At 60.2% G+C, this 13,807-nt stretch carries 11 protein-coding genes; 6 read left to right on the top strand and 5 right to left on the bottom strand.

From position 1 onward, the window contains the following. Window positions 1-219 precede the first annotated feature (219 nt). The 5 genes from GV818_RS31870 to GV818_RS31850 all read left to right on the top strand — a co-directional run bounded on the left by GV818_RS31870 (window position 220) and on the right by GV818_RS31850 (window position 4,716). Window positions 220-1,203 carry a DUF1852 domain-containing protein gene (locus GV818_RS31870; RefSeq protein ID WP_161778540.1) on the top strand — a complete coding sequence of 328 codons (984 nt, stop codon included), beginning with the start codon at window positions 220-222 and terminating at the stop codon, window positions 1,201-1,203. Between the two features lie 27 nt (window positions 1,204-1,230). Next, complete coding sequence (locus tag GV818_RS31865) at window positions 1,231-2,265, top strand: methionine synthase (RefSeq protein ID WP_161778539.1); 1,035 nt, start codon at window positions 1,231-1,233, stop codon at window positions 2,263-2,265. A gap of 247 nt (window positions 2,266-2,512) precedes the next feature. Further along, the gene (locus tag GV818_RS31860; RefSeq protein ID WP_161759961.1) at window positions 2,513-3,022 is read left to right on the top strand and encodes a flavin reductase family protein; all 510 of its coding nucleotides are present in this window, start codon (window positions 2,513-2,515) and stop codon (window positions 3,020-3,022) included. Between the two features lie 179 nt (window positions 3,023-3,201). Next, on the top strand, window positions 3,202-3,855 hold the full coding sequence (locus GV818_RS31855; RefSeq protein WP_161759960.1) for an epoxyqueuosine reductase QueH: 654 nt from the start codon (window positions 3,202-3,204) through the stop codon (window positions 3,853-3,855). Between the two features lie 240 nt (window positions 3,856-4,095). Next, window positions 4,096-4,716: a LysE family translocator gene (locus GV818_RS31850; RefSeq protein ID WP_161759959.1), complete on the top strand. Its 621-nt coding sequence runs from the start codon at window positions 4,096-4,098 to the stop codon at window positions 4,714-4,716. A gap of 21 nt (window positions 4,717-4,737) precedes the next feature. Here GV818_RS31850 and GV818_RS31845 read toward each other — a convergent pair whose 3' ends face one another. Further along, window positions 4,738-5,520, bottom strand: coding sequence for a sulfite exporter TauE/SafE family protein (locus GV818_RS31845; protein ID WP_161759958.1), 783 nt, complete (start codon window positions 5,518-5,520; stop codon window positions 4,738-4,740). Between the two features lie 353 nt (window positions 5,521-5,873). Between GV818_RS31845 and GV818_RS31840 the strand changes: the two genes are divergently transcribed. Continuing rightward, window positions 5,874-8,486: a hypothetical protein gene (locus GV818_RS31840; RefSeq protein WP_161778538.1), complete on the top strand. Its 2,613-nt coding sequence runs from the start codon at window positions 5,874-5,876 to the stop codon at window positions 8,484-8,486. Between the two features lie 42 nt (window positions 8,487-8,528). On the opposite strand, the gene GV818_RS31835 is transcribed toward GV818_RS31840, so the two are convergent. The 4 genes from GV818_RS31835 to GV818_RS31820 all read right to left on the bottom strand — a co-directional run bounded on the left by GV818_RS31835 (window position 8,529) and on the right by GV818_RS31820 (window position 13,420). Next, window positions 8,529-9,059, bottom strand: a complete 531-nt coding sequence (locus GV818_RS31835) for a DUF3087 domain-containing protein (protein WP_161759956.1) — start codon at window positions 9,057-9,059, stop codon at window positions 8,529-8,531. 149 nt (window positions 9,060-9,208) lie between these two features. After that, on the bottom strand, window positions 9,209-10,693 hold the full coding sequence (locus GV818_RS31830; RefSeq protein WP_161778537.1) for a PepSY domain-containing protein: 1,485 nt from the start codon (window positions 10,691-10,693) through the stop codon (window positions 9,209-9,211). Window positions 10,694-10,746: 53 nt separating this feature from the next. After that, a complete protein-coding gene (locus GV818_RS31825) occupies window positions 10,747-12,915 on the bottom strand; it encodes a TonB-dependent receptor (protein WP_161778536.1) in 2,169 nt (722 codons plus the stop codon). Between the two features lie 121 nt (window positions 12,916-13,036). Then, a complete protein-coding gene (locus tag GV818_RS31820; protein ID WP_161759953.1) occupies window positions 13,037-13,420 on the bottom strand; it encodes a DUF2946 domain-containing protein in 384 nt (127 codons plus the stop codon). Window positions 13,421-13,807 lie beyond the last annotated feature (387 nt).

Below are 13,807 nucleotides of genomic sequence, written 5' to 3'. Positions count from 1 at the left end.
CGGGACAGGGACTTGGGCAACTAACCGGACACCACATCATGAATATGGCTAAAGGCTTTAATGAAATCAATTCGTTTTCACTCAATCCATAGGCCAGCATAAAATACGTATTAATTATAGGGAATATAAATACCTTCGAGTTAAAAGCCAGAAAAACAAAACTGGAAAGCCATAAATAAACTCAGGCTTTATCTCGGACAACCAGGGTGCCAGATCACAATGAACAAAGAGTTTACATTTACCATCAAGAGCATTTGTTTCGACGAAAACTATCACCCCTCAGAAAATACGCGCATCACTACAAATTTTGCTAACTTGGCCAGAGGAAAGAGCCGCCAAGAGAACTTGCGCAACACTTTAAGGATGATTGACAATCGCTTCAATGCCTTGGCGCACTGGGACAACCCCAAAGGCGATCGCTACGCTGTCGAACTTGAAATAATTTCCGTTGAGATGGCTATTGACATTGAAAGCAGCGGCAATGCCGTCCCGCTGATTGAAATATTGAAAACGAATATTGTTGATCGAAAAACCAACGAACGCACCGCGGGCATTGTAGGGAATAACTTTTCCTCTTACGTGCGAGACTATGACTTTAGCGTGCTATTGTTGGGGCACAACAAGAATCAGTCCGAGTTTGGCACTCCAGATAATTTTGGAGATCTGCATGGAAAATTATTCAAGCACTTCGTTAACTCAAGCACTTACAAAGACCACTTCAACAAGCTTCCGGTCATATGCCTAAGTGTCTCGAGCAGCAAGACCTATCAACGGACTGAAAACCAGCATCCTGTTCTGGGCATTGAATACCAGCAAAGTGAATATTCTTTGACTGACGAATATTTCAAAAAAATGGGGCTGAAGGTTCGTTATTTCATGCCTGCAAATAGCGTGGCGCCTTTGGCTTTTTATTTTGCTGGCGACTTGCTAGGTGATTATACCAACCTTGAACTTATCAGCACCATCAGCACGATGGACACCTTCCAGAAGATTTACCGCCCAGAGATTTACAATGCGAACTCTGCAGCAGGACAGTCCTATCAACCCAGCTTGAAGCACCAAGATTATTCACTGACTCGAATTGTTTATGATCGAGAAGAACGTGGCCGACTGGCTATTGAGCAAGGGAAGTTTGTTGAAGAGCACTTTATCAAACCATACCAAGCCACTCTTGAGCAGTGGTCCGCCAATTACGCTCTTTGACTAGTCAAAAATACAAGGTCATCCATTATGAAAAAATTGTTACCCACCTCAACTGCTGGCAGCTTACCTAAACCCTCTTGGCTTGCACAATCCGAGACACTTTGGTCACCTTGGAAATTGCAAGACGAGGAATTGATTGAGGGCAAGCAAGATGCTTTACGCTTGTCGCTGCAAGAGCAACAACAAGCAGGCATAGATATTGTCAGTGATGGTGAGCAAACCCGCCAACACTTTGTCACTACGTTTATTGAGCACCTCGACGGCGTTGATTTCGAAAAACGTGAAACCGTTCGAATTCGTGACCGCTATGACGCCAGCGTACCGACGGTCGTTGGTGCTGTTACTCGCCAAAAGCCAGTTTTTGTTGAAGATGCCAAGTTTCTACGTCAGCAAACCAAGCAACCCATAAAATGGGCTCTGCCAGGTCCCATGACTATGATCGATACACTTTATGACAACCATTATAAAAGTCGCGAAAAACTGGCGTGGGAATTCGCCAAAATCCTCAATCAGGAAGCCAGAGAGTTAGAGGCTGCCGGCGTTGACATCATTCAATTCGATGAGCCCGCATTCAATGTTTTCTTTGATGAGGTAAATGATTGGGGAGTTGCCACCTTGGAAAGGGCAATTGAAGGCCTTAAGTGTGAAACCGCTGTACATATCTGCTATGGCTATGGCATCAAAGCCAATACAGACTGGAAGAAGACTTTGGGGTCAGAGTGGCGACAATATGAAGAGGCTTTCCCCAAACTGCAAAAATCCAGTATCGATATAATCTCACTGGAATGTCACAACTCTCATGTGCCAATGGATCTTATTGAGCTCATCCGAGGTAAAAAAGTGATGGTAGGGGCCATTGATGTGGCATCCAACACCATTGAGACACCAGAGGAAGTAGCCAATACCCTACGAAAAGCACTTCAGTTTGTAGATGCCGACAAGCTCTATCCTTGCACCAACTGTGGTATGGCCCCTTTATCTCGTCGAGTAGCAAGAGGCAAGCTAAATGCGCTCAGTGCCGGCGCAGAAATCGTCCGAAGAGAACTCTCGAACCAGTGCTGAGCTAAAATCGGAAGTGCTGTACGGGAGGATTGAAGACGGTGGAAGTTTCAGGGAGATTCTGAAAAGACTCGCCGAATCTATTGCAATTCGCCGACCAGGTTGCCCGAAGAACAAAGTGGGCTATCTGGTCGGTTTTGCTCGATGGGCCGCTTTCAAAATTGGCAAAGGTTGAACTCAACCAAAATTACCGAGCAACTTCAGACCTTCCCTAGCACTTTCGAGTCGCACTCAATATTTAGGATCTACCATGTCACTTCCTAGTACTGCTATCGAGCCATTGAGCTTTCGCGAAGCGCTCGGGTATTACGCTTCCGGTATCACGGTGATTACATCACACATTGATGGCGAGCCGATTGGCTTCACTTGCCAGTCGTTCTATAGCGTGTCGATGAACCCGCCGCTGGTGTCATTCAGCGTAATGTCCAGTTCGGCCAGCTATCCCAAAATTCGCCAGGCAGGTCGATTCGTAGTCAATATCCTGTCAGGTGAGCAGGTCAATATTTCCAACCAGTTCGCTCGAAAAGGCACGGACAAGTGGCACGGAGTCGAATGGCAGGAATCGCCGCTGGGTAATCCGATAATTGTCGGCAGCCTGCACTGGCTTGATTGCGAAATTCACGTCGAACACGCCGCAGGTGATCATCTGATCGTGATTGGTGAAGTGAAAGCGTTAAAACTACAAGAAGCTGCCGCTACGCAGCCATTGCTGTATTTCAAAGGACAGTATTGCAACCTCGCCGCACATAGCGCGGTTTGAGCATTTACCTTCGCGGCCCGCTTTTACGCGTCAATCAAGCGAGAGCCTTAGCAGTCCATGAATACTCATGGCACCGGAGCCATTTGGGGGGCTTCTAGCGACGTTTACCTACAGGTTAGCGGAGCACTGCACTGTGCTCCGGTTGCTCATTTGGACCGATATACCCGGGACACTCCGTCATGACAAACATCAAAAGGCCTCAACTCAGCCTTCCCGATGGCGCGGACAAGTTGCTGTTGCACTCCTGTTGCGCGCCCTGCTCGGGAGAGGTGATGGAAGCGATCAGCGCCTCGGGCATCGACTACACCATCTTCTTCTATAACCCGAACATCCACCCCGAGCGTGAATACCTATTGCGCAAGGACGAGAACATCCGCTTTGCCGAAGAGCACAAGGTGCCGTTTATCGATGCCGATTACGATAAAGACAACTGGTTCGAACGTGCCAGAGGCATGGAGCATGAACCCGAGCGCGGCGTGCGCTGCACCATGTGCTTCGATATGCGCTTCGAACGCACCGCGCTTTACGCCTATGAAAACGACTTCACCGTGATTTCCAGCTCCCTCGGTATCTCGCGCTGGAAAGACATGAAGCAAATCACCGACAGCGGCATCCGCAGCGCACAAAAGTATCCGGGCATCACCTATTGGGACTACAACTGGCGCAAGGGTGGCGGCTCGGCGCGGATGATCGAAATCAGCAAGCGCGAACGTTTTTATCAGCAGGAATATTGTGGTTGCATTTACTCCCTGCGCGACACCAACCACCATCGCAAGGACCAGGGGCGGGACATCATCCGCATTGGCGTCAAATACTACGGGGACGATGAATGAGCGCTTCGCAGCGCGTCCTGGAGTTGATTGATGCGTCGCCTTATACCGCACAATCAGCAGGTATTCCTGACCTATGAGTGTTCTGAAAAAGGCGCTCAATGACTGTTCTTGGCCAAAGGCAGCCACCAGCAACCAATCATCCATGCAAACCACCAGCAATCCCGCAAGCGCCTTTAAACCCTCGCCGGCTTGGGGCATGCTCCATCGACGCCGATGCCCTCTTCTTGTCGAGAACGCCCCATGAACACCACCACCTTGCTGCTCTACACCTCAAGCTGCTTTATCGGCGCATTGATTCCCGGCCCCACCTCGCTGCTGGCCATGGCCAACGGCACCTCGCGCAATCGCCAGCTGGTGGCGGTGGGCATGGCCGGCGCGGCGCTCTCGGATGTGCTGATCATTGCTGCCGTGGGCTTGGGCCTGGGGGCCATGCTGATGGCCTCGCAGCAGCTGTTCATGGTCTTGAAGTGGGTCGGCGTGGTTTACCTGGCCTGGCTCGGTTTCCAGCTCTGGCGCAGCGCGCCCCTGGCCCTCGACGCCCAGCAGGTGCGGGCCGGCTCGCGACATGGCGAGGTGTTCCGGCGCAGCTTCTCGGTGGCCATGACCAACCCCAAGGTGCTGCTGTTTTTCACCGCCTTCCTGCCACAGTTCGTAGATCCAGCCCAGCCGGTCTTTGCCCAATACGCCACCCTGGCGCTGGTCACGGCAATCGTCGAGGTGATGGTGATGGGCTTGTATGCCGCCGGAGGGGTGCAGGCGGCGAAGCTCCTGACCCAGACCGGTATGCGCCGGCTCAACCAATGCTGCGGTGTGGCGATGCTCTCGTTGGCGGGGTTTCTGGCGTTGTATCGCCGGGCCTGAGGCGGCCCGGCCAGCGAGGCCTCAGAAGGCCAGCTTGTAGCCGATGGAGAACAGCATGACTGCCAGGCACGGCCGCAGGATCTCGTCGGAGATGCGTCCGCTCATGTGGCTGCCGACCCAGATCCCCGGCAGCGAACCCATCAGCAGGAAACCCAGCAGGTGCCAGTCCATGTTGCCCATGCTGGCATGCCCCAGGCCAGCCACCAGAGTCAGGGGCACGGCATGGGCAATCTCGGTGCCCACCAGGCGCTTGGTGGCCAGGAACGGGTAGAGGATGAACAGCGCCACGGTGCCCAGGGCACCCGCACCGATGGAGGTCAGGGCGACCATGGTGCCGAGGATCAACCCGGTGACCACGGTCAGGCCATTGAGGCCGCCAGGGCTCGGCTGGTAGTCACCGCCATGACGCTGGGCAAAGGCCATGAGCTTCTTCTTGAAGACGATGGCCAGGGCTGTGAGCAGCAGGACAAATCCCAGGGCCTGCTTGATCACCGCGTTCAGAGCCTGGGGATCGGTGTCGAGGTTCTTCAGGAACCACAGGCTGGCCACCACTGCCGGCACGCTGCCCAGGGTCAGCCAGCCGGTGATGCGCCAATCGATGTTGCGGTTCTTCTGGTGCACCAGCACCCCACCAGATTTGGTGATGGCGGCGTACAACAGGTCGGTGCCCACCGCAGTGGCCGGATTGATCCCGAACCAGAGCAGAATCGGGGTCATCAGCGAGCCACCTCCGACCCCAGTCATGCCAACGATGAACCCGACAACCAGGCCTGCAACTACAAAACCGAAATTACCCACATCCATCAATAAAGCCCTACAAATCACGCGGCCAGGTAAAAAACTGGCGGCAGCATAGCGGCTAAAGCTTATGTCCATTTATATGAATAAAATCTAACGTTATAACCACGGTCTATTTTGTCATGCGCCAAATGCATGAAAATCCTGCAAACCTTGCACCCCAGGCAAGTCGAAACCAACCGTTTAGCACCGCCGACGAAGACCTTGAACATGGGTTCAAAGCCGATTCCAGCGGCCTCATCAACGCTGCCGTCGCTGCACACCCAAACCCCGGCATCCGGTATTCTGCTGGGCGCTCGGCAGGGCACCCGGTCCACGGCGCAACCAGGCCCCTGCCCCTCCGTCCCCAAGGAAGGCCCATGACATCCGACGAGAACCCGTACCAGATCGAGCAACAACGCATCCGTTTCAGACGCCTGAGCCTGCACCTGGAAGCCCCCGGGCAAACCCGCTCCAGCCGTGGCCATTGGGGGCTGGCGCTGTCTGGCGGCGGCATTCGCAGCGCAACCTTCTGCCTCGGAGTCCTGCAGGCCATGGCCCGGGCGCCGGCGCCCACCGCGCCAGCCGAGCCGCCACCAACTGACGCGGCCACGGACAACAGCCTGCTGTCGCGCTTCGACTACCTGTCCACGGTCAGTGGCGGCGGCTACATCGGCAGCTTCTTCTCCAGCCTGTTCCTCCCCGGACGCCTGCGCGACCTGGATCCCCAGGACCCGGTGGGCCAGGCCGCCCGCGATGCCTACCAGGCGCTGCGCTTCGAGCCGCCGGGACGCATCAGCACCGGCGTCGACTATGCCCAACAGCCCGTGGGCCAAGGCCCCGGCGCCTGGCTCCGGGAGAACGGCCGCTACCTGACCCCCACCGGTTCCGGCGACATGCTCTACGCCCTGGCCATGACCTGGCGCAACTGGCTGTCACTGCACGTGATGATCGGCCTGCCGATTCTCCTGATGCTCAGCCTGCTGACCCTGTTCCAGGTCCTGAGCCACGCCAGCCTGCTGCTCTGGCCGCTGATGGCCACGCTGCTGTTCGCCCTGCCCTGCGCCGTGGCGTACTGGCTGGTGATCCCCCGGGGCGATCTGGACCAGCCGCCGAGCCTGGGCAACGCCGCGTTCCGCATCATGCTGGGGATCGTCGCCGGCCTGTGGGTCGGCGGCGCCCTGGCCTATGGCATGGCCCAATGGCAGGCGCTGGGAAGCCTGAGCCTGGCCGCCGCCCTGGTCGGCACCAACGCCCTGCTGATCACTCGCCAATTGACGCGCAGATTGGCCGACAACCGCGACCCGACCAAGGACAGCGTCTGCAACAACTGCGTGCGCAACTATCGGGTGCAGATCACCCGCGCCCTGGGCCGGGCCATGGTCGCAACAGCAGCTCTGGGTTTTCTCGCCCTGCTGGTGAGCAGCGCCGAAGCGCTGTATCGCTACCTGCTGGACTACCAGGCCCTGGGCACCCCGCTGTTGCTGGCACTGCTGGTCTGGCTGATTCGCCGCCTGGTCCTGCTCAAGGACGAAAAACCCCTGCCCGAGTGGATGCGCAAACTGCCACTGGATGTGCTGGCGCTGGTCGCCGGCGGCCTGCTGCTGACCCTGCTGTGCCTGTGCTGGGCGCTGCTGGTGCAGTGGATCGCCCATGACGGCGGCGCCGTCTCCAACAGCCCGGCGGCGGCCTGGCGCCTGCTGGCGGTGAGCCTGTTGGCCGCCTTGCTGGTGTGCATCAGCGGGCGCTTCATCGGCTTTCTCAACACCTCGTCACTCCAGGCTTTCTATAGTGCACGCCTGAGCCGTGCCTACCTCGGCGCCTCCAATGGCCGGCGTTTCAACGGCCCGCCCCAACAGCGCCGCACCTACCTCAGCGTGGCCGAGCCGATGTCCAACGACGACCTGTCGCTGCAGCAGTACTACGCCACCCCCAGCGCCGGACCGGTGCACCTGATCAACGTCACCATGAACCTGACGGTGGACCCCGCCGAGCAACTGGTGCAACGCGATCGCAAGGGCAAACCGCTGTGCATCGCGCCGAACTGGGCGCCTGCCGTGGGCAGTGCAACACCTGCCAACCAAGGCCCGGCGGAACGCTACAGCCTCGACGGCAAGCCCTATCGCCGTGACCTGAGCCAGGGCCCGGACTCGGAAATCATGGGGGCCTTGACCCTCGGCCAGTGGATCGGCGTCTCTGGCGCTGCCTTCAGCACGGGCCTGGGCCGGGCCAACAGCCTCGGCATGTCGCTGATCCTCGGGCTGGCCAACGTGCGCCTGGGGATCTGGTGGCCGAGCCACTTCGTCGACCCCGGCCAATCGGGCTGGGTGCCTCGGGACCTCAAGCCCTGGACCTACTTCAGCACCCAGGCCTACCTGTTCTACGAATTGAGCTCACGCTTTCACGGGCACCGCCGCGACTACCAGTACCTGTCCGACGGTGGCCATTTCGAAAATACCGCCACCTACGAACTGCTGCGCGAAGGGCGCCAGGTGGAGTTGATCGTCACGTGCGACTGCGGCTGTGATCCGGATTACCAGTTCGATGACCTGGCCAACCTGGTGCGCCTGGCGCGCATCGACCAGGCCCTGGAAATCCGCGAGGACCCGGGGGTGCTGGAGCATCCGCAACTCAAGGCAGTGTTCGCCAGCCTCGAACAGTTCCGCCAGCCAGCCAGCGCCGACAGCCAGAAGTGCGCCTTGCTGCTCAACGTCTACGCCCATGCCCCGGGGACCCAGGCCGACCTCGCGGCCACGCCGCACTGCCGGATCCTGGTGCTCAAACCGCGCTTGATCGCCGGGCTGACACCGGACGTCGTCAACTACGCCCGGGCCAACCCGGGCTTTCCCAACCAGAGCACGGTGGACCAGTTTTTCGATGAGGCGCAGTTTGAAAGCTACCGCCAGCTGGGGCTGAACATCGGCCAGCGGCTGTTCGGCCAGGCGGGGCAATCCAACGAGATCGCCGAGGCATTGTGGCGCTACCTGGGGTAACCCGGACGATCGACAAGCCGATGCCGGATCACCCCTGGCAGGTCAGCGCGGCTGGTGGGCCTTGACCGCTTCCAGCCACTGCGCTTCCAGGCGCTCCTGCTGCGGGTCGATGCCGTGCTCGGCCAGCAGCGCCAGATGCCGTTCCACTTCACCGAGCATCTGTCCGTGGGCGCTGGAGTTGGCGTCCAGCTGGTGCATCTGGATCAGCCCCAGGTGATAGAAACGCAGCAGCTTGAGGGCGGCCGGATCACCGGCCGCGACCCCGGCGGTGACCTGATGCATGACGTTGGTCACGCGCATCAGGCTGCGTTTGAGGCGCCAGCCGTAGACCGCCGAGGCCATCCACGGTTGCTGCCAGAACACCCCGCGCAACAAGGCGGCGCTGATCAACAGACCGGTGAACACCCCGGCCGCATTCCACACCAGGTTGTCACCGCCGGGCTGGCCGAACACCGCCACCGCGGCGCTGGAAAACAGCATGGCCAGGGCGATGAACACCAGGGCGATGATCAGGGTGCTGCGGCGGGTTTGCCGACGGTAGATCTCGGGGTCCTGCGGGGTGATGACGAACATGGGCGCGACGGGCTCCAGTGGCAGTGGGTGGTGGGGCTGGCGTGCATTATCACCGCAGCAGCCGGCGCCGGTGGCTTAAATCGCCGGCGGGGGGGAAAATACCCCATAACCCTGATCCAGGTCGGTGTATTCATCCCCCACGCCGGGCGTCAACCGCGACGCGGACGCAATGAGCGGCCCAGACGCCGCCAGCCCAGCACCACGCCACTGACACTGATCAGCAAACCGCCAGCACTGAACAGCAGCATCCACAGGTCCCACAGCGGCCGGTTGGCCAGCAGCGGCAGCCAGTCCCAGCTGTGCAGCAGCGCGAACAGCCAGCGCGAGGCTCGACGCGGCTGGTCCAGTTGCCCCACCACGGCCCCCGTATAGAGGTCCAGGTGCAGCCAGGTCTGCGCCGGATCGTCGAAGCACACCCGCAGCACCGGCAGGCGCTGTTGCATATGCCCCATCATGCTTTGCGGTTCCCGGGCGTAGTAATAGAAGTCGTAGGCCGCCAGTTGCTGGACGAGCATCGGCTGCTGCGGGCGAATGGCCCAGGCCGCCTGCTGCAGGGTCCCCGGGTTGAACCGGCGCAGCACCTGATCCTCAGCCATGGACAAGATTCGTGTACGCCCGGCACCGTCATGACCGATCACATAACCCTGGCCGCCAATCATCCGCCACTCCAGTTCCCGGGCCTGCAAGCCATCATCGGCAAAACGTCGCAGCGCCTGCGCCGCGCTCAGGGGAAAGGCCGCGGCGCTCAGCGGAGCCCCCTGATAGGCCGCCACTGACAAGGGCTGGGCGCTGCTGAAGATCTTCCACGGGTTCATCGACATCAAGCCGCTGAAGATCCAGGTAATCGCCAGCACGCCGAAGAGCATGCCGCCCAGGTGATGCCAGCGGGCAAAGCCCTGGTATGGCGAGTGCGAGCCGTTGCGGTAGGTACGCTTGAAGCGCCAGCGCAATACGCCCACCGCCAGGCCCAGCACCGTCATCAAGGTCGCGGCCAGGGACAGGTAGGTGACGATCGGCCCCCAGGCGCCATCGATGCCGATACCGCGCAACGGGTACAGCCAGTGCAACCAGGCACCGATCCAGTTCCAGCCGCGTTCGCTGGCCGTGGCATCGCGCACCACTTCCCCGCTGCTGGCGGAAACATACAGCAGGCGCCGCTCGGCATCGGCGATGGCTACCCGGTGCAAGGGCCGGTCGGCGTCCAGGCCCCGAGACAGGCTCCACATGTCTTCGCTCACCGCGCCGCGATCTTCCACCGCGACTCCGGGGGCGAACTGTCGGGCCGCGGCCAACGCCTCCACCGGGCCAATGGCCGGTGGCACCAGGCCGCTAAGGGCATCCACCGCAACCTTGCGCAGCCCCGGGTATTCAAGGATGTAACGGGGTGCACCGGCCACCGTGGTCAGGCGGATGCTCGACGGTGGCTGCCGAGCATCGACAGCCCGCAGCACGTGCTCCAGGCCGACGCTCTCATCGTCCAGGACCAGGGCCGGCAAATGCGCCAGGTGCTCGGCGGGCGTCAGCTTGGGGTAGCCGACATACAGCATCACCACCCCGGAGATGAACCACAGGGCCATGAACAGGCAGGCGACAATGCCCAGCCAACGGTGCCAGAGGTACAGGTAACGCTTCATCACAGGCATCTCGCAACGGCGCAGGGTGCCACCAGGCACCCCGCGCTCTCAGGTTAAAAGCGCGTTTGCAACGCCAGCTCGAAAGTTCGTGGCGCCCCCAGGTACAGCTGGGTCGGCGCGGTAGTGCGGGCGTAGACCTGATCGGTGAGGTTGCGCACCCGCGCCGTGACCCGGGTGTCGCTATCCACCTGGTAGCCAACGAAAGCGCCGAAAATCGTGTAGGCCGGGGCATAACGGGTGTTGGCCGCGTTGGCGTACATCGACGACACATAGCGGCTGTCAGCGCCGACCTGCCAGGAGCGCGCCAGGTCATAGGTCAACCACAGGTTGGCGACCTTGTCCGGGGTATTGGTGGGGCTGTTGCCCTTGCGCGACACCGAACGGCCGCCGACGTTTTCATAGAACTCGTCGTACTGGGCATCGACATAGGCGAAGTTGCCTTCGGCCAGCAGTTTGGGCGTCACCCGCAGCGAGCCCGCCAACTCCACGCCCCGCGAGGACTGCTGCCCCACCGGCTGGCTGCTGCCGGGGTTGCTCGGATCGGCAGTGGAGAGATTCTTGCGTTCAATGCGGTAGGCGGCCAGGGTCGCCGAACCACGACCATCGAGGAAATCGAACTTGCTGCCGACCTCCCACTGATTGCCGGTGCTCAGGTCAAAGTCCCGCACCTGGCCATAGCTGGCGGTGGTCAGGATGCCCGACGGTGGATCGGCCGCGGTGCTGTATTGCACGTAGACGTTGGCGGACGGAGTCAGTTCATAGACCAGCCCCAGGCGCCCGGTGGTGGGCCGGTAGTTACGCTGGAAAAACGCCGGATTGGCCTCGGTGACAGCACGGTAGTTGGTCACCTGCAGGTCGATCTGATCGTGACGCAGGCCACTGAGCAGGGACAGGCGATCAGTCAACTGCAGACGGTTTTCCAGGAACATCGCCCAGGTGTCCACCTGGTTGCGGCGGTTCTTCTCGAAGCCGCGGCGCATGCCCGGCAAGTCCCAGAAACTGCCCGGATCGAAGTCCCCCGGATCGACGCTCGAGGCCGAGGCCGACAAGGAGCGCGGGTAGTTGCTCATGACGTTATGGCTGTAGTCGATGCCCGCCGACCAGCGGCTGTCCAGGCCGAACAGGTTGTTCTGATGCAGCAGCTCAAAGCGATTGCCGTTGAGCTCCTGGGCGTGACGCTGAAGCAAGATGCCGGAGCGCTTCACCTGGGTGTTGTCGCTGTTGTAGGCGTAGGTTTCCAGGTTGCGGTATTCGCGGTCGGCGTTGTAGTGGTACAGGGTGTTGCGTAGCGAGGTACGGTCATCGACCTGGTAGTCGATGATCGAGCGCAGCCACTGCACCCGCTGCTCATAACGGCCGTCACTGACGTTGTAGTTCTCGAAGCGCCGGCTCTTGTCCACTTCCATCTTGCCCCCCAGGGGACTGAGGGCCGGAGTGCCCCAGTAGGGACTGTCGACGCTTTCGTTCTGATACTCGTAGGCCAGGGTATGGGACAGCTGATCGTTGAAATCCGTCAGCAGGGAGAAGGCCGTGGTCCAGGCATCGCGCTGTTCGCGATCGACGTAACCGTTGCTGGTGGTATGGCTGACGTCGAAACGCGCGTAGTGCCGCGGCCCTGCCCCGTCGTTCAGCGCGTGATTGAAACCGAAGGCGGTCTCGGTGCTGTCGTAGGAGCCGTAGCTGATCCTTCCTTCATTGAACGATTCAGTACGCGACGGCAGTTTGCTGATGTAGTTGATCGAACCGCCCACCGCACCGGCACCGTAGAGAAAGCTCGAAGGCCCACCCACCGCCTCGACCCGGTCGTAGATCCAGCTGTCCACCGGGCGCGCGGCGATGGAGTCGTACTGCACGCTGATGCCGTTGAACAACTGAGTGATCTGCGCACCGGAAAAACCGCGATAGGAAACGAACCCCGGCACACCCGGCGACGAGGCGGCGTTCATCCCCGGCACGCTCGCCAGCATGTCCTGGGTGTTGGCAGCGCCGCGCTGCTCGATCTGCTGACGGTTGACCACACTGACCGAAGCCGGGGTTTCCCGCGGGGTCAAGCCCAGGCGCGAGCCGGTGCTGCTTTGCGTATCCAGTTGCAGGCCGAGTTTTTCCTCTTCCTCGGCGCTGATGCGCATCTGCGGCAATTGCAGCGGGCCCTCGGCCAGGGCATTGAACGACAGGGCGCAACACAGCGCCGCACAACTCGGGGAGCGATACAGGAACTTCATGGACACGGACTCGAAAAATAATCATCGAACACCGCCCGGCAGCCGTCGCAACCGCGACCGCAGGATAAGTACCGGGAGATGAAAAAGCGCGGCTGCCGCAGGCGGTCGCCACAGAGCGGTGTCAGCCCAGGGGCGGTGCTCGAGGATTGAGCGCGGGCCAGGAGTAACGCGGCGGCGCCTTGCTGCGCCGCTCGATCCTGAGCCGTGCCGGCTGCTGGCGACGCAGCAGCCAGGCGAGGCAGAACAACAGCCCGATGCCCAGGCTGATCGCCGAGCACAGCGGGCACATAAAGGTGCTCAGCCCGCCGGCGGCGGCCTGGTCGCTGAAGTCGGCGTTCAGGGCCGGGCCCGGGTTGCCCATGGCGGAACAGAACTGCCCGCCAACGCCATTGAGTTCCAGCCCGGCCATCTGCCCATGGCCCAGACCACAGACGAACACGTTGAACAGCACGCAGAAATACAGCGTCCAGGCAATGTGGGGGCGATGGGAGGTGGCATGGGTCATGGCGGCAAGATTAACAGCGAAAAAAGCACTGGAAAATCACCAATTTATGGCGAGCGAAATTAATGGGCCCGCCAGCGGTGAGGTTATGGCGAGTCTTATAGCCGACTGCCGAAGCGTGGAGGATCGGACCAGAACTAAAGTCGCTGGGTGGCGGGAAAGCCCCCCCGAGTGCCGCTGGGTGAGCCCGTGTCTTGGCAGCCCCATGCCACCTACATTGCCCTTGATGGCTTTTGGCCTTGATGCGCAAGAAGTTGCGCACCCCAATGGGGATAACCCTGTGGGTACATGGCTGTAGGCGAGATGGCTGGGGCTGTACAGAGGAGTGCGCAAGAAGTTGCGCAGTACTGCGCAACTTCTTGCGCACTTTCCATGGGATCTCGGGCCTGA

Source organism: Pseudomonas sp. Fl4BN1 (genome assembly GCF_009908285.1).
Lineage (GTDB): Bacteria > Pseudomonadota > Gammaproteobacteria > Pseudomonadales > Pseudomonadaceae > Aquipseudomonas.
This window is presented reverse-complemented; position numbering and strand designations above follow the sequence as displayed.